This is a genomic window from Fimbriimonadia bacterium, assembly GCA_039961735.1.
Lineage (GTDB): Bacteria > Armatimonadota > Fimbriimonadia > Fimbriimonadales > JABRVX01 > JABRVX01.
Genome location: JABRVX010000022.1, coordinates 26,180 through 49,047, shown reverse-complemented (window position 1 = coordinate 49,047; position 22,868 = coordinate 26,180). Strand labels below are relative to the sequence as shown.

The following is a 22,868-nucleotide window of genomic DNA, read 5'->3' as shown; positions in this document are numbered from 1 at the left end:
CCCGCGTTTTGTTCAACCCCGACTCCCGAAGCGCGAATTTCATGGTGCCTGGGCTCATCGGCGTCATCCTGCAGGTGGTTGCGGTGGCTCTGACGGCTTTCTCGTTGGTGCGCGAGCGAGAACGGGGCACGCTGGAGCAACTCATGGTTACCCCCGTCGGCAAGGTGGGACTGATGCTCGGCAAAATGTTGCCATACGGGGTGCTCGGCTTCGCCGAGGTGATCACCGTGCTCGTGGCCGCGCGCTTGGTCTTTAATGTGCCAATCCACGGAAGCGTGCCGCTGCTTCTACTGATGTCACTCACGTTCCTCGGGGCTGCGCTCGGGCTCGGCCTGCTGATCTCCACCGTGGCGAGAACTCAGGCGCAGGCGCTAATGGGCACTCTCTTGATCATGCTCCCGTCCGTCCTGCTCTCGGGATTCATGTTTCCACGGGCTTCGATGCCGGCCATCGTGTACTATTTCAGCTTCCTGATCCCTGTCACGCACTTCCTAGAGATCCTTCGCGGCATCATCGTGCGTGGCGCGGGGTTCGGCGACCTCTGGCCATGGATGGCGTCACTGGTGACAATGTCGGTGGTAATCGTCGCCATCGCCTCGGCGCGCTTCCGCAAGTCGCTAGCCTAAAAACTCAACATGTTGAAGAGGCACCCGACATACTGATCCACCCGTCAACACAGCGACCGGCCAAGAATCAACAGATTTTCCTAACGAGGCCTTGACACGCCACGCGTTGTGTGATATGCTTGCCTAGCATCAATATATGGCGGTAGGCCTAGCACCGTGAAATGTCCCTATTGTGGTCACGATGATGACCACGTCCTGGACTCCAGACCGGTAAGGGAAGGCTCGGCGATACGCAGGCGTCGGGAGTGTCTGGGATGCGGCCGACGCTTCACCACCTTCGAGGAGATCGAAGAGAAGCGCCTCATGGTGATCAAGAGGGACGGTCGGCGCGAGCCATATTGTAGAGATAAGCTGCTCCGCGGGATGGAAGTTGCGTGCAGGAAGCGACCCATCGCGGTCGCGGTCCTTGAAAAGGCAGTGGACGATATCGAGAGTGCGCTGTTCAACAGCGGAGAGCCCGAAGTGCCGTCCACCGAGATCGGCAATCTGATCATGGAGCGCCTGGCCCTCATGGACCCCGTCGCCTATGTGAGATTCGCTTCGGTGTACCTGCAGTTCGAGGACGCAGCGCAGTTCCGAGACATCGTCGAGAACATGCGCAAGGGAAGGCGGTCGGCCACCTAGGCCGGTCACGCAAGCGGAGATTGGTTCAGGGGGCTGTATGTCACCTAAGGAAGGGGGACCCGTGACGGAGGGAGTCGATTCGAGCGGTACTGCCGCAATCAGTACCCACGCGGTTGTGAAGATGGGCAGGGAGGGCGACGGTGCGAACGGCAGCACAGCCCAAGCCTCCGGCGCAGGCACGGAGATGAAAGCGAAGCGTCCGACATTCGGCAAGGGCCCGGGCCTGTCCGTAACCCGCTTCTTCACCAAACCGGGAGTGGACCCATTCGATACGGTCGAGTGGGAAACCCGGACCGCGCGCATCAGCGGCGAGCGTGGCGAAGTCGTATTCGAGCAGCCCGACGTCGAGGTCCCCGTCACTTGGTCTCAGCTTGCCACCAACGTCGTGGCCAGTAAGTACTTCCGGGGCCCGTTGGGCAGTCCCTCGCGCGAGCGGTCCGTTCGACAACTCATCGGCCGCGTTGTGGATACGATTCAGCGTTGGGGTGACGAGTGCGGCTACTTCGCCACGCCCGAGGACCGAGACGCTTTTGGGGACGAGCTGAAGTACCTGTTAGTCCACCAGTGCGTCAGCTTCAACAGCCCCGTCTGGTTTAACATCGGTATCGAAAAGAAGCCCCAGGCTTCCGCGTGCTTCATCGTCTCGGTGAAGGACACCATGCAATCCATCTTGGAGCTTGCCAAGACGGAAGGCATGATCTTCAAGTTCGGGTCCGGGTCCGGCACTAATCTCTCTACCCTTCGCTCTAGCAAAGAGGACCTGAGCGGCGGCGGAAAGGCGAGCGGGCCGGTCAGCTTCATGCGGGGGTTCGACAGCTTCGCCGGAGTGATCAAGTCCGGCGGAAAGACACGCCGCGCCGCCAAGATGGTCATCCTTAACATAGACCACCCGGACATCGAGGAGTTCATCGAGTGCAAGGAGCGCGAAGAGCGCAAGGCTTGGGCTCTCATCGAAGCTGGCTACGACCCTGGCTTCAACGTGCCGGGCGGAGCCTACGACAGTGTCATGTTTCAGAACGCCAACCATAGCGTTCGCGTCACGGACGACTTCATGCAGGCAGTCGTGGACGACCTCCCTTGGCACACCCGCGCAGTTACCGACGGTCATCCGATGCAGGAGTACCGTGCTCGCGATCTGTTCCACCGGATGGCACAGGCGGCATGGGTGTGCGGCGACCCTGGAATCCAGTATCACGACACGACCAACCACTGGCACACCTGTGCCAATACGGCCCCCATCCGGGCCAGCAACCCGTGCAGCGAGTACGTCTTCCTAGACGACAGCGCCTGCAACCTGGCCTCCCTCAACCTGATGAAGTTCCGCGACGAACACGGAGACTTCGATATCGAACGTTTCCGCGCGGCAGTTCGAGTAACCATCACTGCGCAAGAGATCTTCGTGGATAACGCGAGCTATCCGACGGAGGCTATCGCTCAGAACAGCTATGACTACAGACCCCTAGGACTCGGCTATGCCAACCTCGGGGCCCTCCTCATGGCAAGGGGTATCCCCTACGACGACGACCGGGGCCGGGCTTACGCAGCGGTAATCACCGCAATCATGACCGGTGAAGCGTATCGCCAATCCGGTGTGATCGCGGAGAAGTGCGGCGGTCCGTTCCCTGGTTTCGCGAAGAATGCCGAACCGTGTCTGCGCGTGATGAAGCAGCATCGAGCGGCGGTGGAGGACATCAACTCCGCCCTCTGCCCCGAAGGAATGGTGGATGCCGCCCGGACAATCTGGGACGACGTCGTTCATGCGTGCTCTACCGTCGGCCTCAGAAACGCGCAGACCACCGTCCTGGCCCCCACCGGCACGATCGGCTTCATGATGGATTGCGATACCACCGGAGTGGAGCCCGATATCGCGCTGGTCAAGTACAAGAGCCTAGTCGGCGGCGGCCTCATGAAGATCGTCAACCAGACGGTCCCCGAAGCGCTGCGCACACTGGGCTACGAAGAAGACGCGGTCCAAGACATTCTGGACCACATAGACAAGAACGACACCATAGAGGATGCTCCGAGACTTCGCGAGGAGCACTTACCTGTGTTCGATTGCGCGTTCCGCCCTCTCAACGGCACTCGGTCCATTGCGCCAATGGGGCACATCCGGATGATGGCCGCCGTACAGCCCTTCCTGTCCGGGGCGATCTCCAAGACTGTGAACGTCCCGAACGACGCTACGGTGGAGGACATCCAAGACCTCTACATGGAAGGCTGGCGACTGGGGCTAAAGGCACTCGCCATCTACCGAGACGGTTGCAAGCGCACCCAGCCGCTGTCCACCGGCAAACCGGGGGAAACCGCAGGTCAGGCCTCGCGACCAGTTAGGCGGAGGCTCCCAGCGGAAAGGCAAAGCCTGACCCACAAGTTCAGCGTGGGTGGACACGAAGGCTACATTACCGTTGGGCTCTTCGAGGACGGAACGCCCGGCGAGATCTTTATCACCATGTCCAAGGAAGGGTCGGTGATCTCCGGCCTGATGGACTGCTTCGCTACCAGCATCTCGTTGGCACTGCAATACGGCGTGCCACTGAAGACGCTGGTCGAGAAGTTCAGCCATACACGCTTCGAGCCGAGCGGATACACGGGGAACAAGGAGATACCGTTCGCAAAGTCCATCATGGACTACCTGTTCCGCTGGCTGGCACTTCGGTTCTTGCCGAACGACCTGCCGACCCCGAGCCCGTCGCTGGAGGAAGTCTCTGCGATTGGCAAGCAGCGCGATCCGGAACACAAGGGCTCGGCGCTTATCGAGCAGGAGCGGCGCGTCTTCATGACGCAGGCCGACGCACCCCCATGCCCCGACTGCGGGATGATCATGGTACGTAACGCGGCCTGCTACCGATGCACGAACTGCGGCCTGAGTTATGGCTGCGGTTAGGACTCGTTGACAATAGATTTTCGTCGAGACCCCGTGCGGGAGGACGGGGCTCGCAACGACTGCTCGTAGCCACTCCCTGCAATTGCGGGGAGCTCTGTAGGTCGAGCTCCCCGCGTTCTTTTCTCGGCGGGTACGAGCACTAAATATCGCGCCGCCGAACACGAGTTATGATCCGCATCGTCGGGGTTCAGAGGTCCACACAGCCGGAAAAGGAGTTCGTGCTCCTACAAAATCAAGGAGTGCGACGTATACCGCTCCTCGGCTACCTTATCACCGATGACCTAGGCATTCACTCCACCGATCCGCGCACACGTGGAGACCGGCTGTATGTGTTCCGACACGATATCAAACTGCCCCCGTCGGCGTACGTCGCGCTGATCACCGGCTGGGGAGAGGACGGCTGGCGCCGACACCCCGACGGCACCAACGTGTTCCACGCCTATTGGGGTCGCGAACGCTCCGTCTGGTATGACCACGACGGCCCGATTCATCTGCTTACCATCGCCAACACCCACACCACCCACCCAGAAGGCTACCTGCTGAGAAGATAGGTACTTTGCGTGTGCTGCCGGCGTCACTCTTTGAGAACTTCTTGTGGTGGCCTTCTTGGGAGTGCATGTACGTGGCGGGGGATAGCCGGGAGGGATAGAAAGGGACCGACGAGCGTGAGGGAGTCTGAAGAGGGGTACTACGCCATGCCGTACATGGCGGCAAGGACGAGCAAGAGGCCGTTGTAAACCGCGTGCATCACCACACAGGGGATCAGGTTGCCGGTCTCGCGCAGCAGCACACACGCCACGATGCCCACGCCCATCAACGGTAAGAGGCCGCCCAGCAAAGTGGGATGCACTGCCGCAAACGCGAGTGAAGACAACACGGCAGCCCACCAGAACGACCCCAGTCTCCGCCACAAGCCCATGAACAACACGCCGCGAAAGAAGATCTCCTCCGCGATGGGTGCTATCACTACGCCACGCACCAAGGCCAAGATCGCACCCCAGATGCCACCGCTCGCCGCAAGTTCTGCAATAGGATTCGTGTCTTGCATCGAGCCGGGAAAAAGCAGAACCGTGATCAAGGCGCCGATGGCGAGCGCTCCCAGCGAAGCACATGCACCGAGAACGCCGATGCGAAGACTCACTAAGTCGAGTTTCCCCTTTAGTCCGATGTCCTGAACGAAGAACCCCACGCGATGGGCAAGCTTAACGAGAAACCATAGCGAGGCAACTAGCCCAGCAATCGCGGCGACGGCTTCCACGCTTAGGAGCAGAAGCCCGCTACCGGCCGTGTCCTGTGGCAACGCAGCGAGAGGCAGCGAGAACACCACACCCGCAAACAGATAGAAAAGGAACGCCGTGGCCATCGAGTCACCCGCACCTAGCCCCCACGGACCGTTGTACGACCGCAAGCGCAGGGGCTCCTCGGCCAGATAGCGGAGCATCAGTGCGAAGCCGAAGACCGCCAGACCAGTCAAAGCGATCAACATGAGCCCGGCCGGGAGCAACCTCCACGGTGACTTCTCGAGGCCCTTGCGCAGTTGCCCGGCCTCCTGCTCACGCCCCGTCTTCTCCAAGAGATGGATCTCCGTCAGACTCGCCACGGTCGGATACTTCAAGTCCTGAAGTAGCTCAGGGGCTTCGGCAACGTCGCCTGGAAGGAATCGCCGATCCCCATAAATGGCCTTCCAGATGCGGTTTAGGCGACGGTCGCGTTCGTCTTTCGCATCCCGGCTGAGGCCCCGAACGGTTCCCGCCGGGTCGCCGAAGCCGTACTCCCACTGCAGTACTGCCGCGACGCGTAGTGCGTGATCACGACCAGGCCCCTTGGTCTTCAGCAGTTCCTGCACTCGCTTCTTCGCTGTCGGCGCGAACTGCCGCGCGTCTGCTCGGCCGGTCGCCACTGCCAGTTCGAGTTCGCGCTCCGCATCCACCACCACACCGGGCAATCGTTCGGTTGTCAGCGAGGTCGCAGTGTTGAGCGTGAAGAGTAGCAGTACCACCAGTCCGACGATGATCCAACCGACGGGGTTGCCGGACTCGTGTGGCGCTTCAGGAAGCTGAAACTCTGGATCTGGGCTTGACGCCGGGCATTCTTCAACCATGCGAAACCGTGATACCACATTGCGTTTCAGCCACATGGGAGAGGTTGCCGCGGCGCCGGACAGGTTCGGATGGGTAATTGCGGAGATCGGCCACCCATCCGCTTGCTCCCCTGGTTACTGAATATGCTGCATGATCCAGGTTTGGTTGCCGTAGGGTCTTCGGTTCCTGAAGAACCTCGGCTCCCTTGTCGCGAATGGCCACAAAGTCTTCATCGCAGTTGGATGAGTCTGAAGAATAGTTGAATCCAGCCGAGCCCAGGGCGAGGCCCATCGTGGAATTTGTCGAAGCCGTAGTACATCTCCCCTACCATCACGTCAACATGGTCGTACCCCCAGGCATCTCCCTTAGGAAAGCCGAGCTTATCCTCGTACCAATTCGCGTGCGCTGCGGGGTCGTCGTGAAACAGCATCACAGCGCCGAACTTGAATGCCATAGCCGACTTCTGTCGTATTCATCCGCCACGAGGCAAATAGTAGACATCAGTATGCACGAAGACAATGCGGGGATAACGACACTGTGCCCTACGGCCCCTATCACAATGCCTCCTCGAAAAGGCGTCTGCCCTCCCGCTAGCCTCCGAAAAAGCTAGGCGCCTGCCGCGCGCAGCGCGGCAGGCGCCTCTCGTCCCCCGGTGCAACCTTACTCTCCGTCGTTCGGTGTACACCCCGCTGCGATGAGCGCCTCACGAAGCCTGCCCTCATCGAATGCGTTGTCGCGATAGGTGATTCGTCCCTCTCGGTCCACGATGAACACGGTGGGATAACGTTTCACCCCGAACATCCGCGCCGTTGCTCCCTGAGCCGACGCATCCACCGCGAACTCGAACGTGCAGCCAGTCTGCTTCTGCCAGTCCAAAGCGGCGGTGTCGGTGCCGTTGATGCACAACGCCACGATGCCGACGTCGGGAAAACTCGAAGTGTGAATGTTCTGCAGGGCCAGGAACTGGTCAGGATTGGCCCCGCGCTCAAACGACCAGAAGTACAGCACTGTTGCTGGGTGCTTCGACCACACCGTGCTCAGCTTGATGTTGGGACCGGTCGCCCTGGGCAGTGTAAGCTCTGGCACCTTCGAGCCCACTCCTAGCGGCGCGCCGCCGGACATGACACCGACCGTCAAGGCGGTGAGAATGAGGAAACCGCGCACTTGCCACCTCCGATATCGCGGGCAGTCACCGTGATTCTCGGCACAAAGGAGCCAAAGGTATAATCGCGGCCGTGCTGAACCTGCACATCCCCATTGAGGACCTGACCCCCAGACAGATCGTCGCGGAGTTGGACAAATACATCGTTGGCCAGGACCGGGCCAAACGCGCGGTGGCTGTCGCGATGAGGAACCGGTTCCGACGCGCACGCCTTCCCGAGGACCAGAGGGAAGAGATCCTCCCCAAGAACATCCTGATGATGGGCCCGACCGGGGTGGGGAAGACCGAGATCGCTCGCAGACTCGCCAAACTGGCCAAGGCCCCGTTCCTCAAGGTCGAGGCCACCAAGTTCACCGAAGTGGGCTACGTCGGCCGAGACGTGGACTCGATGATCCGCGACCTGACCAACATCGCCGTTCGCCTCGTGGAAAGCGAGCGTACCGCCGAGGTCGCCGATACCGCCCGCGAACGCGCCCTGGACCGCATCGCCGACCTCTTGATGGGCGAGGACAGAGACGAAGCCCGCCCGGCAGGCCGCCCCCACCCGCTATTCACCCAAGCGATGGAGATGCTGGGAACGCTCCGGCCAGAAGGGGCGACTGTGGCGCAGCCCGCAGAGCAAGAGGAACCAGAGCCTAGCGACCGTCGCGCCAGAGCCAAGTCCTTAATCATTCAGCAGATCCGAGAGGGCGCGAGAGATGACGACCTGGTCAATGTGGAGATCGAAGAACCGAGCAGCCCCTTCATCCAAGTCTTCTCGGCCCAGGGCATGGAAGAGATGGGAGTGGACATGGCCAACCCCTTCTCCGCCTTCGGGGGCCGGCGATCCTCTCAGCGCATGACCGTGAAAGAGGCAATCCCGATCCTCACGGAAGAGGAAGCCCGCAAAATGGTGGACCAGACGGCCGTGACCAAAGAAGCCATCGCGCGCGTCGAGCAGACCGGCATCATCTTCCTGGACGAGTTGGACAAGGTGACCGGTGCAAGCGGAGGCTCCGGACCGGATGTGTCACGCGAGGGCGTGCAGCGCGACTTGCTCCCGCTGATCGAGGGTACTACCGTAGTCACCAAGTACGGACCCGTCAAGACCGACTTCGTGCTGTTCATCGCCGCAGGAGCCTTCCACGTCGCGAAGCCTTCGGACCTCATTCCCGAGTTGCAGGGGCGGCTTCCAATCCGCGTGGAGCTCAGCTCGCTGAACGAGGAAGACTTCCTGAGGATTCTCACCGAGCCCCAAAACTCGCTGGTCAGCCAATATGCACAACTCCTCGGCACAGAGGGGATCACCCTACACTTCGAGCCCGAGGCGGTTCAGGAGATCGCCCGGATAGCCACCGACATCAATTCGCGAACCGAGAACATCGGTGCGCGAAGATTGCACACGGTGATGGAACGCGTACTCGAGCCCTACCTCTTCGAAGCCCCGGAGATTGACCCGCCGGTCGTAACTGTGACGGCAGAGCTGGTGCGCGAACGACTCACGGACATCGCCAGCGACACGGATCTGTGTCGCTACATCCTGTAGGGGCCGTGCGGTGTCCCCAGGCTTCGACCCAGCCAAGGTAGTCGCGTTCAACGAGGTACTTGCTTCTATCGCGGAGGAGATGGGTGTGCGACTGGAGCGCAGTTCCTTCTCTGCGAACACCAAGGAACGGCGTGACTATTCCTGCGCACTCTTCGACTCTGACGGGCGGCTGATCGCCCAGGCCGCACACATTCCGGTCCATCTCGGCGCCATGTCCGCGCTGGTCCGGGCGCTGATCCCGCGCGTGCGGTGGCGCGAGGGAGACGTTATCGCCTGCAACGATCCCTTCCTCGCCGGTACGCACCTGCCGGACATCTCGCTCGTGTCCCCCGTCTATCTCAGTGACCAGATCTTGGGCTTCGTGGCTTCCCGCGCGCACCACGCCGACGTCGGAGGAGTCACCCCGGGCTCCATGCCGAACGTGCCCGACCTGTTCGGCGAAGGTCTCCGTATCCCGCCGGTGCGGCTGGCTGCCAAAGACCGCCTCGTGGACGACGTGATCGACTTGGTGTGCAGCAACTCCCGACACCCTGACGAGCGGCGAGGAGATCTCCTTGCCCAGATGGCCGCGAACCGCTCGGGTGCCGAGGGCTTGCAGGCACTGGCTAAGCGATACGGCTCGACCGTCTTCCGCCAGAGCACGGACGAAGCCATCGCGTATGCCGAAGCGTTGGCACGCGGCGCGCTTCGTTCCCTTCCGAACGGAAAGTACACTTTCGAGGACTACTTGGACTCAGACGGCGTGACCGCTAGGCCAGTCCGCATCCGGGTTCGAGCAGAACTCTCTTCCGGCTCGGTAACCTTCGACTTCTCGGGAAGCGAGCCGCAGCGACCCGCCGGCATCAACGCCACTCTCGCAGTCACCGAGTCGGCGTGCCTCTATGCCGTCCGCTGTCTCTTGGACCCCGAAGCGCCCACCAACGAGGGCTGCCGCCAACCCATCCGGGTGCTGGCTCCGGAGGGAACGGTAGTGAACGCGTCGTATCCGGCTGCAGTGTCGGGTGGCAACGTGGAAACCAGTCAGCGAATCACGGATGTCGTCTTGGGCGCCCTTGCTCAAGCCGCGCCGGAGCGAGTGCCCGCAGCATCGCAGGGCACCATGAACAATCTGACCTTCGGCGGCTGGGACCCGCACCGCAAACGAGCCTTTGCATACTACGAAACGATCGGGGGCGGTGGGGGCGCATCTGCGCGCCAAGACGGCGCGACGGGCCTCCACTCGCACATGACGAACACTCGAAACACACCCGTGGAAGCCCTGGAGCAAGAGATGCCGGTGCAGATCATCGAGTATCGCGCGGGGAGACGAGGCGGAAAGGGTCGGCACCAAGGTGGGGCCGGTGTGCAAAAAACCTTTCGATTTCTGGTTCCCGTTACCGGGTCTCTCCTCGCAGACCGCCGCATCACGGCACCTTATGGGGCCGCTGGCGGAAACAGTGGGAGAACGGGCATAGACGTCATCGAGGAAGACGGCAAGCGACGGCGAGCACCTGCGAAGGGGTCCTTCACGATTGGCGCTGGCGGAACGCTGACGGTGAACACGCCTTCCGGCGGCGGATGGGGCACCCCGCCGTGACGCTCCCCGAGGGCGGCATTGGCACCACGCTCTTCTACGCCGCCGCGTTCGTCGCGGTGTCGTTGCTCTTCTTCGTCGGGCCCAGGCGTGGAAAGGCGGGTTCCCTGTGGTTCGGCTTGAGCTGCCTCTGCCTGGCGGGCTACGCGGTGTTCTCGCTGGGAATGGAGATACCGGCGGCGGACTGGACGGCGGCTGCGGGCGCCGCTGCGTGCTTCCTCATCGGCGTGTGGGTCAAGGCTAGGCACGCCCACGTGAAATGAAAGTCCTTTCCTGTGCTACGGCAATCGCATCCGAAGTCAGATGGCAGAGGCGTGGGGGTGGCACCTGGCCGGCGATTCCACGGAGTTTGCCAGTGCCGGCATCTACGGCGGGGGGAGCATTCTGCCCGAGACGGTCGCCGTCATGGCGGAAGTCGGTCTTGACCTATCGGGCAAGGTGTCCAAGAGGGTGACAGACTTAGACTTGGCTTCGTTCGACGTCGCAGTGTCCCTGTGCGACGTGCCTGCAAAGAGCATCGTCGGCCCGGGTTTCCGCGGCCGCACTCTGGACATTCCACTGCCCGACCCCTATGGCCATGGGTTGGATGTGTATCGCGACGTCCGCGACAAGCTGCGCACGCTCGTTCTCGAGCTGCTTCGCGACCTGTAAGCCAATGTGGACTGATTCGATGTGGCATGACGTACGCTGACAGGTGGGAGCTCTCTATCCCATGGCCCACGTCTACCGAGCCAGCACCGACCCTTCGCAAGTCACGACCCACGACGACCCCGGCGACATCTTCGCGCTCGTTCTTCTCTCTTCGCAGTCGCCACGCCCCTCTATTCGTGGGTGTCTGCTGAGGGCGACGTGCATCGCAGTCTCCCGCCAGGGCGTACGAGAATAGGAGGTATCGCGATGCGACGCAGATTTAGCAGCATTCCCGTGTTAGTGTTGGTGCTCGGCACCTGCTGCGAACCTCAGGCTGTCTCAGAACTCGACACTGTATCGCCGAGCACAACGAGCATCACTTTGCCGCCGCCAGCTACTGACGGAAAGACAAGTCTCGAGAAGGCGATCTATGAGAGAAGGTCTGTGCGCTCGTTTGCCGACTCCCCGCTTACCCTTGCTCAGATCTCCCAGCTGGCGTGGGCGGCACAAGGCGTCACGGACAAGGCTTCCGGCTTCAGGACTGTACCGTCGGCAGGGGCGCTCTTTCCACTCGAGGCTTACTTGGTCGTCGGGCAAGTGGATGGTCTGGAACCCGGCATGTATCGGTATATCCCCAAGGACCATGCCCTCCGGCTGATCACGAAGGGTGATCAACGTGCAGCGCTGTGCTCCGGCGCCCTCGATCAAGCCGCGATCCGAGAAGCGCCCGTCTCCTTTGTTATCGCCGGTATCTACTCCCGGACTGCCGGCAAGTACGGCCTGCGTGCCGAGCGCTTCGTGCACATGGAAGCGGGGCACGTCGGGCAGAATCTTGCTTTGCAGGCCGTTGCCCTCGGGCTAGGGTCGGTGTGCATCGGTGGCTATGATGACAGCGAGGTGAGGCGGGCCCTCATGCTACCGGACGAGGAGGTGCCCCTCTACATCATCCCCATAGGCCGCAAGAAGTAATCACCTACCACATACACCGTTGGGCCTGCGCCGGGCTTGGTGGAAATTCGAGGTGGCGCATGCTTCCTGAAAGCCTAGCAAAGAAAGGCCGATCGCTTCGTGGCAGCAGAGCACACGCGGTGAAACAGCATACTGCATCCGTCCTGGAGATCGCTCGTCTCCACATCCGTGTGTTCATGAGGTTCGCCAGGAACGACATTAGGACACCCGTTAGGTTCAGAAGGAAGGAGTCCGCACTACTAACTGCGGAAGCTGGGACATCGCAGGCAATCGGGGCGATGGCACTAAGGTCAGAATAGGACGATGTGTGGCGAAGGGCTCGCTGAGCTTCGGCTGGTACGTGACGGAAGCACATTCACCTTTTGAAGTCGGGGCGCCAAACGTAGACCCACGACCAATTCTTACCCTGGTTTCCCAGCCTACCGTTGACCGCCACGGCTATCAGAGGTGGCATACCGAAGGGTAGCACTACCGGCGGAAATATTTCGTGAATCGTTTCGGTTTCCACCTGCGGCTCCCTGCCAACGCCGTAGAGGTTAATCCCGAGATTGCCGCAGAAAGCGAAGAGAGAGGCGTCGCTGACGTTGCCACCAACCAAACCAAGGGGAGCCCGAGTTGCAGCCCACACGTATTCTGGTGTGTCAGTGGAGCGCGCGATGGCAACAATGCCATGTGCCAGATCCTCAGTCTCACCAGGCAGCTTGCGCGTCGGGTAGCCGATCAGACTGGCTCCTGTAGCTAGCTGGAACCCGTGAACCATACGGTCCGAGCACAGCGCATACACCCCGCGATCACCACTGCATATGGCCAGGACGCTCGATGGCAGCGAATTGACCCAAAATGGCATGCGAGCATCCAAGTCCAGCACTCCAACCCTGTTCGTCGTGGTAGCAAAAACGAGAAACCGCTCTGGCCCTGGGGCAAGAAACTGCAGCGGTCCCTGCCAGAGATGGGACACCCAGTGCAGTCTCATATCATGGCCTACGCAGACAACCGCGCCCGACTGGAGCCCGACGTAGACTAGTCCCTTGTAGGCTACGGGAGGAGTTGCTGCCTGACCCGGCAGGAGGAAGCTTGGACCCCAAGCACCGTCAAACGACACCTTTCGTAGCCTCCCGTTCGACAGCAAGACAGCGAAGCCGTCGGTGAGTGGAGCGGGGTCGCTGCTGACAGCAGCTTCTCCCGGAGGCACGTAGCATACGCCGCCAGACAAGCTAGTCGTGTGCGCGATGAACAGCCCACCGTTCGAGCTTTTCGCAGCGAGATAGCCGCCTGAAAATGTGGGTCGGCCAGTCAGTACGCATTTTTGTTCCGGGGTGTGTTCTGAGATTTCGCTCCAATCTGGGGACATGACATACATCTTCCCATTAGACATGGCGAGGTAAAGCCCCGTGGCATCAGCCGCAATTGCCGTAAGCTCGCTTTCCCCGAAAGCCTGGTTACACACGCTCCACCAGCCTTTTTCAGCATAGAGGACCTGCCTACCGAGAACTACGTCCTCACGCCACCATGTCACGAGCCCCTGCTCGTGAGCCGCGTGGACACTGCCCTGAGAGTGGGCGGATAGTGCCGCACGGAACCCGTCCATTCCCTCGGAGGTCCCGAAAGGCATCTGCGTCAGGTTGGGCGCCTTAAGTTGAAGCCTCAAGGATATGCTCTGATTGCGGTCGAGCAAGGTCGGTTTCGAAAGGTCATATCGCCCTCCTGGGCCGTATACTGGATAGCCAGAGTCCCTAACCCAGTTCTCGGCGTTACTCCCAAAACCAACCTGGAAATAGTCTCTCCCGTTGCCAGTATTCTTGAGCGTAAACCCGATATCAATATACTCGTCTAGTAGGTAGGACCTCAGGTTCTTGAAGCTCTCCCACTCCACGGCCAGGCCATAAACTTGTTCCACCAGGCTGCCTGTTGGCAGCGAGTAAGCCCGATATCTAGAGACACCGTAGGAGTACTCGACCTTAGCGCTCGAAGGTATCAACGTATAAGCCGGCGTCGCTCCATCGCCAAAGGCGGCAGAAGGGACAAAGCAAGCTAAGCAAACGCCCGCAACTATTCTCGACATCTTCCACACTCCTTTCGGCTATCCCACATCACACGTCCAAAACCGAGTACTCCTCGCGCACCGAATGCATCCACATCATAGAACTGGCGGGGCCCACCCAACTCCGTGCCGATTCGCGTTGCACACCGACGGACGGAGTGCTACTCGTATTTGTATCACGGAGATGAGCGAATGTCAAGTAGAATTTCTTGTGACGCACGCCGTGCAGAACATAGCTTTGCAGGCCGTTGCACTCGGGCTAGGGTCGGTGTGCATCGGCGGCTATGACGACAGCGAGGTGAGGCGGGTCCTCATGCTACCCGACGAGGAGGTGCCCCTCTACATCATCCCCATAGGCCGCAAGAAGTAATCACCTGCCATATGCAGCGTCCGTGACCTTAAGCTGTATAATAAACCAGGACCCCCGGCTACGGTGGCTGGTATCGGAGGCAGGCAGTGATGCTACTTCACCTGATCGTATCTGTCACGCTGTTCGCCGCGCAGGACACCAAGATGAGCCCCGAACAGCAGCTTCGTGCCGAGTCGGCCCTACAGGCAGTGTTCTCGCGCGATTTCGATCCCATGCCGATGTCTGAACTGATCGAGATTCTGTCCAAAGAGACAGGCGTCGGCATGTCTGCATCGAACAGGGCTGCAGACGACATGGTGCTCCTGTTCGTTCGGGAGAAGTCGTACGCCGAGGTCCTCCTCGAGCTCGCACGACACTTCGGATTCACCTGGGAGATCCAGCACGTCGGGAAGACGAAGCACTACCTGTTGACCCAGACATCCGCTGCCGCGGCCGAAGAGGCGAAGGGGCGCGATCGCTTCCAGCTCGAGCGCATCGAGAAGATCAAAGCCGATGCGCGAAAAGACGCGAACATCACCGCCGAGCAGATAGAGCAGAGGAAGGCCAAGCTGTTCGAGTGGTACCGCCGGCAACCGAAAGAGCCGGATACGGGACCGGAGGAGGACTCCAACTGGTATCGCAGTCCAGAGTGGCTGACGTACCAATCCTGGCTGGGCAGCGATGAAGCCGAGGATCAGGAACGGCTCAAACCCGACCGACTAGCCGTTGCAAAGTTCGTTGCATCGCTGAGTGACGACGTATGGCTTCGGCTCGCTCGAGGCGAGACGATCTCCTACCACACCTCTCCTCGAACCTACCAGAGCCGCCTGTCGAACTCGTGGCTGAAGGATGTGCGGGCTTGGTCTGAGGGAGCGGACAAGCCGCGGCCCGATGGTCAGGACCCCATGGGGCCTGAAACGCGGGCGGCACGCGCCGTTCTCCCTTCGGTTTACTGCACCCGGCTCGGTCGCGAGGACCCGACCCTGCCCATCACGAGCGTGGGCCTCGTCTTTCAAATCGAGGAACCGAGCGTCAACCTGTTCGGTGCCGGATTGGTGACAAATCTGCGTGTAGCCCTCAGCGCATACGATCCCGCCCGCAGACCCATCCGCTTCGCAGCGTATCAGTTCGGTGTGCCGATGCGTTGGGCGGAGGCCGAACGGGAAGCCCCCTCGCCACGGAAGGACTATTCCGAGGACTCAGTACTTGGCAGGTACGTAACGGTGCCAAAAGTGTTCTCGGCCCTCGGCTCACCCGATGAAGGGGAGCGCCGTGAGGCGATGCGGCAATACACCCGCGACATGCACGAGAAGGGCCCTCTCGCGCCCTCGGTGGCCCAGATCCGCAAAGCCATCGCGGATGCAACCGGCCACAGCCTCATTTGCGACGCTTACCAAGAGCTGCTCATCGCGAGCCTGGTTCGCAGCACGAGCCGACTTATTCCTGAGAAGCTCCGCGCGGGTGAACTGCTGGATATTCTCGAGCAGAAGGACGGTCAGACGTGGCGCATCGAGGACGGCTGGATCGAGATGCGCACCAAGGACTGGCAGTTCCAACGCTCATCAACGGCTCCGCCTTGGCTGGTGCGAAAACTGATGGACTTCGCTGGTGGCGAGCGCCCGACACTGGACGATCTGGCCGCGCTCGCCGCCAGACTAACCCCTGCCCAGTGTCGCGGACTGATTCCGCTTCAGCGTTACGAGGTGTTCGCCGGCTCGGTGGGCGCCAATAGCCTCATAGGGCAAAGGGCGCTCCACACTCTGAGGCTGTGGGCCGAGCTCTCGACCGCCCAGCGTGACACCCTACTTTCCCGCGGACCCGTCCCCTACGAAACCCTGTCGCCTGGTGCTCGGAAGGCGCTGGAAGCCCTCGTACAGTTAGAACCGATTGGTATGTCGGGAGGATTCGCCGAGTTCGGCTATCCTTTCGAATGGGATAAGGCCGACAGGATCCCAATGGGAAGACCCTATGGCGTGATTTTCGACTGGACCGAGTACCTTCCGCCGCTACCCCAACGGTTCGTATACCTGGCGGCCCGGACAAACGCCACTCCCTCGTACTACGTTCGGCTGGTTGCAGACGACGGCAGCGTAGCATTTGCGATGGAGCCACCCCCGTCGGGTGCCAAGCGGATGCTGCGTAGCTACTCGAAAACGAGCAGGGACATGGAGGCTATGGGCACGACCTACCGGTTTGGCAAGTTCTTTTGCGACAGCCTAATAGTGAGCGTGCACCTCGGCAACGACACTACTGTCACCGCCGCTGCGAGGACTTCTCGCAAGGCGGAAGGCGAGGAGTTCACGGGGGACGCCTTGCCCGACGAGGTGAAGCGTTTCTCAGCTGAGACCGAATCGTCTGGGGACCGATAAGGGCAGTTGCCGACGCCACCCTAGCCCACGTTGCGGCGTATACTAGTTGCCTATTCTCCTTTCGATGCTCGTTCAGGGGAGGGAACCGATGCTATCTCGATGGCCCATCCTATTGGCTGTGCTCAGTGTGGGTGCAACCTCTTCGGCTGCCCAGACCGCCGAGGACCAGATTCGCGCAGAGCCCAAACTGCAAGCGGTGTTCAGCCGCAAGTTCGACGCGCTTCCGATATCGGACCTGCTCGCTGCCATCGCGAAGGAAACCGGTGTGAATATCGCTGCAGGGAACCGAGTGGCCAACGATATGGTGATCCTCGTCGCTCGAGAGAAGAGTTATGCAGAAGTGCTCCTGAAACTCGCGGCGCACTTTGGTTTCACCTGGCAGGTGCAGACAGCGGGAACCGGCAAGCAGTACCTCCTCACCCAGTCTTCCGAGTCGGTCGCCGCAGAAGCCAAGCTGCGTTCCCAACAAGAGCTCGCGCGCATCGAGCCGCTTCGCAAGGCAATTGCAAAGGAAGCGGCGCTCACCGAACACGACCTCGCGACGTACCGCACAAAACTGCTCGAATGGTATCGCCAAGAACCCAAAGTGGATTGGCAGAAGCTCCACGAGTCGCGTAATCCAGACGAGCCGTGGCGCGAAACACCGGAGGAGAAGGCCTACCGAGAGTGGCAGGGTAAAGAGGAGGGGGAGTTCGGCCAATTCCTGCAGCCCGACCGGCGCGCTGTGGTCCAGTTCATCTCCACGTTGGGCGACAGGGAGTGGATGCAGCTCGCATCCGGCACGCCGCTCTCCTTCTGCACGACCCCGCGTACCACACAAGGCCGCTTGCCCGGCTCGTGGGTCGCGAACACCCGCGAGTGGCTTCGAATGTCCCAAGAACCCAACTCGTCCGGTGGACCCAACGAAGAATCGGACCAGGACGCGATTCCGGCGGAGCAGCGGTTGCACTGGGACACGATGCCCCGCTTCAGCCCCTCAACCGAAGGCGGGCCCGAAGAGATGGTGGCGCACCAGAACGTGGCGATCGTGTCCATCACCCTGTACATGCCAGCTGGCGGGAGCAGCTACTTCGGTGTCAGTGGCAGAAGTGGTATGGTGCAGGCCAAGCTGATCGCGATGGACGCGCGCCGGACTCCACTGTATTACTCCGAATACGGTTTCGGCGCCGAGAGCCGATACGCACGACGCAATCGTGAAGGCGACGACGAGGCAGGCGATACCCTGAAGACCGAGAAGGACTACAGCCACGATCCGGTGCTCGGCAAGCCGGTCAAGGTCCCACAGATGTTCCGCGGTCTCGACTCACTGGACGAAGGGGAGCAGGCTGAGAGCATGATGAACGTGCTCCAAGGCTTTCGGAAGCAGGGGTTATTCAGCGTGCTGGTTACCCCGGTCCGTCACGCTATCGCCGAGAGCGCGGGTGTCTGCCTGATCTCCGACGCGTACATCGGTACGTCTGCCATGGAGTTCGAGGCTCCCTTTGGCCCCATGGCGCGCGGAGAGCAGCAGGTGGGCCGCCTGCTGGACACGCTAAAGGCCTCCGGCAGCATCGAGTGGAAGTTCGAGGATGGCTGGATCACTCTTCGCACTTCCGACTGGGCGTACTGGCGTCCGAGGCAGATCCCACCTGCAGTGTACGCCAGGCTTCAGAATGTCGGCTACGGCGCTGAGATGTCCTTCGACGAGCTCGTGCAGATCGCATCCAGCCTGACTGAAGAGCAGTTCGAGGGCAGTGGGCCTTGGACGCTGACCGGGTTCTTGGCCCAAAGCCGAACGGCTGCCTCGCTGGCAGACGCGTCCTCGCGTTCCGTTCTTCGAATGTGGGGCGGACTGAGTGCGGCCCAGCGGAACGCCCTCGTCAGTGGAGGGCGTATCCCTCTCCAGGTAATGACACCTGCCGCGCGCGATGCGATCCACACCCTCGTAAAGCGGTACTCGGAAACCGGCGGCATGAGGCTGTTCCAGGAATGGGATTTCGAACCGGAGCCGCTGGGAACGCCTTTACCGCAGCCGGGTGAGGCCGCACCCCCCGAGCCGTATGACTGGACGGAGTACATCCCAGACAAAACGCCGATGCCCGTCGCCGTCTCACTGGAAAGAAAGACCACGAACGGCTTCTACATGGCCGCCACGATGGGTGCAGGAGGCGAGACAGTGTACCGGATGGAGATGCCGGAGGCGCAGTTTGCCGCCATGATGTCCGGAATGGAGGACAGTCTCGAGGAGATGGGGCGATTCGGTGTCGGTGCACGCTTCGGACGCGTCGTGTTCGAGGACTACCACTTCCGGGTTCACCTCGCGCCGGAGGTGGTGATCGCCGTGCGCGTGGGAGTGTCGCACGAGGTGCCCAACTCGTCCTTCGACCCGAAGGACCCGCCGCCGGATGTGAGGCGACTTATTGAGAAGTCGAAAGCGGAGAGGGAACGGATGATGCGGGAGTACGAGGACGAGGAACCGTGATCTACGCCGAATCCATTGTTGAGTAAGCTGTCCAACCTTCGGGTGCTGTTCACCAACGACCTGCACGGCAAGCTGTCCGATGCGGGTGCCGAGTACCTTGCGCGCCTGAAGGCCGAACGCACCGGCACACTTCTCTTGGACGCCGGCGACGCGATCCGCACCGGCAACGTCGGTATCCCGCTGCGCCCCGAGCCCGTGTGGCAACGAATGGAGGTGGCCGGCTACGACGCACTCACGCTCGGCAACCGAGAGTTTCACGTGACGGAGGGCGGACTTCGCGCCAAGCTCAAAGGCGCCCCGATGCCGGTGCTCTGCGCCAACATGTACGTTCAGCGTCCCGCGGAACCGAGGCTGGCACCATACGCTCTGCTGCGTCTTGGGATGGTCACGATCGGAGTGCTGGGGCTGTCGGTGCCGATGGTCACGCCTCGCATGGTGGCGTCCGCACTCAGCAACTTCCTGTTCGAAGACCCAGTAGCATCGGCAGTACGATTTGCGCCCGAGTTGCGGGACAGGTGCGATGTCCTGATCGCACTGACACACGTGGGACTCAAAGTGGACCGCAAGATTGCGGCAGCAGGTCTGGGCTTCGACCTCATCGTCGGTGGCCACTCGCACGACGCGCTGACGGAGCCCGAGATGGAAGACGGCGTGCCCATCGTTCAAGCGGGCTCCCACGGGCGCTGCGTGGGAGAGGCCGTTCTCATGCTCGGCCCTCCCGTGCGCCTCACCTCCTATCGCCTTCTGCCACTCTCGTAGGGCTGCCCGGCACCGTTGCACAGAGGTTGGCGTTCCCGCGAAGGCGGGAACCCACTGAGCCAACCCCGCATTGCTACCCGCATTCCCTACCTCTACGGCGCTGGCTTGCTCCGCGGCTCCCGACTGAGCCAAACTGGTAGCCATGCGACACCCTCAGCTCTTCGACAAGGACGCCTCCGCTCTGGTCGTGGTGGACATCCAGAAGCCCTTCCTCGACCCCTGCGATGACAAGGACCGCGTCGTTCGCCGGTCACGTTTCCTCATCCAGGCCGCGCGCGTGATGAGCATCCCCATTCTCGCAACGCTGCAATACGCCACGAGAATGGGAGGCATGGTCCCCGAGATTCAGGAAGTGCTGCCGGAGGACTGCCTGCCCACCGACAAGCTATGCTTCAGCTGCTACGGCGCCGAGAAGTTCGCGATGGACCTTCAGGCCAGCGGACGGCGCCAGGTGGTGCTATGCGGCATCGAGACGCACATCTGCATCAACCAAACGGCGCACGATCTGCTTCACGCCGGCTACACCGTCGGCATCCCGACGGATGCCGTATCCGCAAGGGGGAAGAAGAACCACAAGTACGCCCTCCATCGTATGGCTAATGCCGGCGCGATTCTCACCAACAGCGAGAGCGTCGTGTACGAGTGGCTGTATCAGAGCGGCACGCCCGAGTTCAAACAGATTCTGGAGTTGGTGAAGGGATTGGAGTAATTACAATGCTTGGCCCCCGCGGAGGGCTGAATCCACGGGGGCCGTTCGCTGCTCTACTTGATTAGAGAGAAGGAGAGAGAGTCATCTGTTAGGTCGCAGTTCCACGAAATCGCCCATCCGCTCCGCGACCCAATCCTCCAAGCCCTTCGCTTGCCGCAGGGCTTCCTGGATGGACCCCGAACGGCAATCCACCAACAGTTGACCGCTCGGCACGGTCCATCGAACAACGATCGGCACGTCATAGTGCGAAGCCGCCGTTAGCAGCACGGACAACGCCTCACCAGTAACCACCTCGGCTTTCACAGCCGGGCCGAATGGAAGAACGTAGAACTCCATCTGGTCGCGCCCGTCCGTCGTTGTGGTAACCCACAGCACAGTTGGTCGAGAAGCGTCTGCCAAGCTCTTCAGCGCAACACGGACGGTCTTGTCTTTGCCGACGCGAAACGAGTCCACTTCGCTCGCGTCGCCATATCCCGACAACTGCTGCAGCCGGACATCGGTCGCGGTATTCGCCGTGATCTCGAGGGCGGGCGCACGCTCGTTCCAGGAAAGGGATTGGACGGTGACGTCTAACGGCGTCGGTTCCTCCGTCCTGCCGAATAGGCCGCTTATCTGCAATCCCTCGGGAACCACGTTCATGTAGGCAATCACGAGCACGGCTGCCACCGCGCCCACGGCGGTCACATTCCGGACCCAACGAAGCCAGCTTCCGCGAGCCGCCTCGCGCGCCTGCAGAGCATCGTTACTGATCCGGGCCCGGATGTAATAGTCGAGATTGTCGGGGATCGGGGCCTCTTCGATCTCGCCGAGCATCTGCCACACTCGCTCGAACTCGGCAAAGGCGGCCCTGCACTCCGCGCAGGTTTCCATGTGGCGACGCAGATGACCCGCAAGACCCTCGGAGAGGTTGCCTTCGCGGTATTCGGAGAATCGATCTCGAGCCTGTACGCAGTTCATAGTCGCGATCTCCCGGTTCTGCTCGTCTGACTCGGCTACGGCTGGAAAAGTTCCGCCTGTCCCGACAGGATCTTTCTCAGGTTCATGCGAGCCCGATGCAATCGGCTCTTGACCGTGCCGATGGGGTGCCCGACCGCCTCCGCGATCTCCTCATAGGACTTGCCCTCGGTGTGATACATCAGCACCATCAGCCTCTGGTCGTGGGGGAGCTCACGGATCGCCTTCAAGAGCGCCCTCGACTGCTCTGAGAACTCTGCCAGTTCTTGGGGGTCCGAGCCCTCGTCGGCCACCTGCCGGTGCACCTCGCTGTCGCCGAGATCCTGTGCGGCTTCCAGCGAGACGTGCCTTCGGTGTCGCTCGCGCCGGCTCATGTCCAGATACACGTTAGACAGTATCTTGAACAGCCACGTCGAGAGCGCAGCATCGCTGCGAAAGCTCCGGATGGCGCGGAAGGCACGAATGAAGGTATCCGCTACCAAGTCCGCGGCGTCGTCGGGGTTCCCGCAGAGCCGTAGGGCGAACTGATACGTGCGGTTTTGGTAAAGGGCTACCAAACCGTCGAAGGCCGACCGTTCGCCCTGCTGCGCCCGCAGGATTAGCTCGGCTTCGTGTTCGGGTCTCGGGGGCCTCAGTCCCATCTCCCTGCCGCGGCAATCGCGGCGTCCTCTTCCGCCGTCGTAGCCACATCGGCGCGGCCGCCTTCGAGCCTCTTAGCGAACACCCGGCACTCATTCCTGCCAATCAGACTCGTCAGAACGGTGCCGTTCCCGGCGTCGTCCATCAGGGCGAGGGTGAAGCTCTGCTTGCCGCCAACGTCCTCGAAAGCGTCGTACTTCACCAGTCCGATCCGGCGCACCGAGTGTGCGAGACGCGAGGAGAGCGCGTCCACCCGAGCGTCCCCCCTGGCCAGGCGGTCCTCATGCTCCCGAAGCGTCTGCAAGTGGCGCTGAAGCATCTCCACGGCTCCCAGACCTTCGGCACCCTCGAGCAGTCCATCCCATCTCCGTGCCGAGCCGGCCGTGCGTCTCCACAGCACAGCGAGCGCCACCAGGGAGATCGCCTGGACCAAGATCACCGCCATAAGCCATGCGGCCAGGTTATTCGTCCCAATACCAAGAGATTCTGCGAAACTGCCCAAGGTCATGCCTC

General features: G+C 61.4%; 21 protein-coding genes. 14 read left to right on the top strand and 7 right to left on the bottom strand.

The annotated features are described in order from the left end of the window. The 4 genes from HRF45_07755 to HRF45_07740 form a co-directional block, all read left to right on the top strand. Positions 1-626, top strand: a 626-nt coding sequence (locus tag HRF45_07755) for an ABC transporter permease (GenBank protein MEP0766416.1), incomplete at its 5' end; no start/stop codon positions are given. A gap of 156 nt (positions 627-782) precedes the next feature. Continuing rightward, complete coding sequence (gene nrdR / locus HRF45_07750) at positions 783-1,250, top strand: transcriptional repressor NrdR (protein MEP0766415.1); 468 nt, start codon at positions 783-785, stop codon at positions 1,248-1,250. A 184-nt stretch (positions 1,251-1,434) separates the two neighbouring features. Continuing rightward, entirely contained in the window at positions 1,435-4,134 is a 2,700-nt protein-coding gene (locus HRF45_07745) for a vitamin B12-dependent ribonucleotide reductase (protein MEP0766414.1), read from the top strand. Between the two features lie 167 nt (positions 4,135-4,301). Beyond that, positions 4,302-4,685: a hypothetical protein gene (locus tag HRF45_07740; GenBank protein MEP0766413.1), complete on the top strand. Its 384-nt coding sequence runs from the start codon at positions 4,302-4,304 to the stop codon at positions 4,683-4,685. 137 nt (positions 4,686-4,822) lie between these two features. On the opposite strand, the gene HRF45_07735 is transcribed toward HRF45_07740, so the two are convergent. The 3 genes from HRF45_07735 to HRF45_07725 all read right to left on the bottom strand — a co-directional run bounded on the left by HRF45_07735 (position 4,823) and on the right by HRF45_07725 (position 7,379). Further along, on the bottom strand, positions 4,823-6,235 hold the full coding sequence (locus HRF45_07735) for a CPBP family intramembrane metalloprotease (GenBank protein MEP0766412.1): 1,413 nt from the start codon (positions 6,233-6,235) through the stop codon (positions 4,823-4,825). A gap of 209 nt (positions 6,236-6,444) precedes the next feature. Further along, a complete protein-coding gene (locus HRF45_07730; protein MEP0766411.1) occupies positions 6,445-6,669 on the bottom strand; it encodes a hypothetical protein in 225 nt (74 codons plus the stop codon). Between the two features lie 206 nt (positions 6,670-6,875). Further along, positions 6,876-7,379, bottom strand: coding sequence for a redoxin domain-containing protein (locus HRF45_07725; protein MEP0766410.1), 504 nt, complete (start codon positions 7,377-7,379; stop codon positions 6,876-6,878). A gap of 86 nt (positions 7,380-7,465) precedes the next feature. Here HRF45_07725 and hslU point away from each other — a divergent pair, with 86 nt between their 5' ends. From hslU to HRF45_07700, 5 genes are all read left to right on the top strand, one after another. After that, a complete protein-coding gene (hslU, locus tag HRF45_07720) occupies positions 7,466-8,902 on the top strand; it encodes an ATP-dependent protease ATPase subunit HslU (GenBank protein ID MEP0766409.1) in 1,437 nt (478 codons plus the stop codon). A gap of 10 nt (positions 8,903-8,912) precedes the next feature. Further along, positions 8,913-10,478: a hydantoinase B/oxoprolinase family protein gene (locus HRF45_07715; protein ID MEP0766408.1), complete on the top strand. Its 1,566-nt coding sequence runs from the start codon at positions 8,913-8,915 to the stop codon at positions 10,476-10,478. Further along, positions 10,475-10,738 carry a hypothetical protein gene (locus HRF45_07710; GenBank protein MEP0766407.1) on the top strand — a complete coding sequence of 88 codons (264 nt, stop codon included), beginning with the start codon at positions 10,475-10,477 and terminating at the stop codon, positions 10,736-10,738. Before HRF45_07715 ends, HRF45_07710 begins: the two co-directional genes overlap by 4 nt. Before the next feature lie 40 nt (positions 10,739-10,778). Then, positions 10,779-11,126, top strand: coding sequence for a hypothetical protein (locus HRF45_07705; GenBank protein MEP0766406.1), 348 nt, complete (start codon positions 10,779-10,781; stop codon positions 11,124-11,126). 246 nt (positions 11,127-11,372) lie between these two features. Further along, entirely contained in the window at positions 11,373-12,074 is a 702-nt protein-coding gene (locus HRF45_07700; GenBank protein ID MEP0766405.1) for a SagB/ThcOx family dehydrogenase, read from the top strand. 355 nt (positions 12,075-12,429) lie between these two features. On the opposite strand, the gene HRF45_07695 is transcribed toward HRF45_07700, so the two are convergent. After that, complete coding sequence (locus tag HRF45_07695; protein ID MEP0766404.1) at positions 12,430-14,136, bottom strand: hypothetical protein; 1,707 nt, start codon at positions 14,134-14,136, stop codon at positions 12,430-12,432. A 64-nt stretch (positions 14,137-14,200) separates the two neighbouring features. On the opposite strand from HRF45_07695, the gene HRF45_07690 reads away from it, so the two are divergent. The 5 genes from HRF45_07690 to HRF45_07670 all read left to right on the top strand — a co-directional run bounded on the left by HRF45_07690 (position 14,201) and on the right by HRF45_07670 (position 20,762). Next, the gene (locus HRF45_07690) at positions 14,201-14,485 is read left to right on the top strand and encodes a nitroreductase family protein (protein ID MEP0766403.1); all 285 of its coding nucleotides are present in this window, start codon (positions 14,201-14,203) and stop codon (positions 14,483-14,485) included. A gap of 89 nt (positions 14,486-14,574) precedes the next feature. Further along, positions 14,575-16,833: a hypothetical protein gene (locus HRF45_07685; protein ID MEP0766402.1), complete on the top strand. Its 2,259-nt coding sequence runs from the start codon at positions 14,575-14,577 to the stop codon at positions 16,831-16,833. An 88-nt stretch (positions 16,834-16,921) separates the two neighbouring features. Next, complete coding sequence (locus HRF45_07680; protein ID MEP0766401.1) at positions 16,922-19,294, top strand: hypothetical protein; 2,373 nt, start codon at positions 16,922-16,924, stop codon at positions 19,292-19,294. Positions 19,295-19,312: 18 nt separating this feature from the next. Beyond that, positions 19,313-20,053 (top strand): metallophosphoesterase, encoded by a 741-nt coding sequence (locus HRF45_07675; protein ID MEP0766400.1) that lies wholly within the window; start codon positions 19,313-19,315, stop codon positions 20,051-20,053. Between the two features lie 142 nt (positions 20,054-20,195). Next, the gene (locus HRF45_07670; GenBank protein MEP0766399.1) at positions 20,196-20,762 is read left to right on the top strand and encodes an isochorismatase family protein; all 567 of its coding nucleotides are present in this window, start codon (positions 20,196-20,198) and stop codon (positions 20,760-20,762) included. 81 nt (positions 20,763-20,843) lie between these two features. Here HRF45_07670 and HRF45_07665 read toward each other — a convergent pair whose 3' ends face one another. From HRF45_07665 to HRF45_07655, 3 genes are read right to left on the bottom strand one after another with little or no spacing between them, the layout of a single operon-like run. Then, positions 20,844-21,719: a hypothetical protein gene (locus HRF45_07665; protein ID MEP0766398.1), complete on the bottom strand. Its 876-nt coding sequence runs from the start codon at positions 21,717-21,719 to the stop codon at positions 20,844-20,846. 35 nt (positions 21,720-21,754) lie between these two features. Beyond that, positions 21,755-22,357 (bottom strand): sigma-70 family RNA polymerase sigma factor, encoded by a 603-nt coding sequence (locus HRF45_07660; protein ID MEP0766397.1) that lies wholly within the window; start codon positions 22,355-22,357, stop codon positions 21,755-21,757. Then, on the bottom strand, positions 22,348-22,857 hold the full coding sequence (locus HRF45_07655; GenBank protein ID MEP0766396.1) for a DUF4446 family protein: 510 nt from the start codon (positions 22,855-22,857) through the stop codon (positions 22,348-22,350). Before HRF45_07655 ends, HRF45_07660 begins: the two co-directional genes overlap by 10 nt. Positions 22,858-22,868: the final 11 nt, after the last annotated feature.

Bases quoted from the DNA above. Each gene is read 5' to 3' on its own strand.
- HRF45_07745 (MEP0766414.1), top strand. From the start codon at position 1,435: ATGAAAGCGAAGCGTCCGACATTCGGCAAGGGCCCGGGCCTGTCCGTA.
- HRF45_07740 (MEP0766413.1), top strand. From the start codon at position 4,302: ATGATCCGCATCGTCGGGGTTCAGAGGTCCACACAGCCGGAAAAGGAG.
- HRF45_07735 (MEP0766412.1), bottom strand. From the start codon at position 6,235: ATGGTTGAAGAATGCCCGGCGTCAAGCCCAGATCCAGAGTTTCAGCTT.
- HRF45_07730 (MEP0766411.1), bottom strand. From the start codon at position 6,669: ATGGCATTCAAGTTCGGCGCTGTGATGCTGTTTCACGACGACCCCGCA.
- HRF45_07705 (MEP0766406.1), top strand. From the start codon at position 10,779: ATGGCAGAGGCGTGGGGGTGGCACCTGGCCGGCGATTCCACGGAGTTT.
- HRF45_07700 (MEP0766405.1), top strand. From the start codon at position 11,373: ATGCGACGCAGATTTAGCAGCATTCCCGTGTTAGTGTTGGTGCTCGGC.
- HRF45_07695 (MEP0766404.1), bottom strand. From the start codon at position 14,136: ATGTCGAGAATAGTTGCGGGCGTTTGCTTAGCTTGCTTTGTCCCTTCT.
- HRF45_07690 (MEP0766403.1), top strand. From the start codon at position 14,201: ATGCATCCACATCATAGAACTGGCGGGGCCCACCCAACTCCGTGCCGA.
- HRF45_07685 (MEP0766402.1), top strand. From the start codon at position 14,575: ATGCTACTTCACCTGATCGTATCTGTCACGCTGTTCGCCGCGCAGGAC.
- HRF45_07680 (MEP0766401.1), top strand. From the start codon at position 16,922: ATGCTATCTCGATGGCCCATCCTATTGGCTGTGCTCAGTGTGGGTGCA.
- HRF45_07670 (MEP0766399.1), top strand. From the start codon at position 20,196: ATGCGACACCCTCAGCTCTTCGACAAGGACGCCTCCGCTCTGGTCGTG.
- HRF45_07665 (MEP0766398.1), bottom strand. From the start codon at position 21,719: ATGAACTGCGTACAGGCTCGAGATCGATTCTCCGAATACCGCGAAGGC.
- HRF45_07660 (MEP0766397.1), bottom strand. From the start codon at position 22,357: ATGGGACTGAGGCCCCCGAGACCCGAACACGAAGCCGAGCTAATCCTG.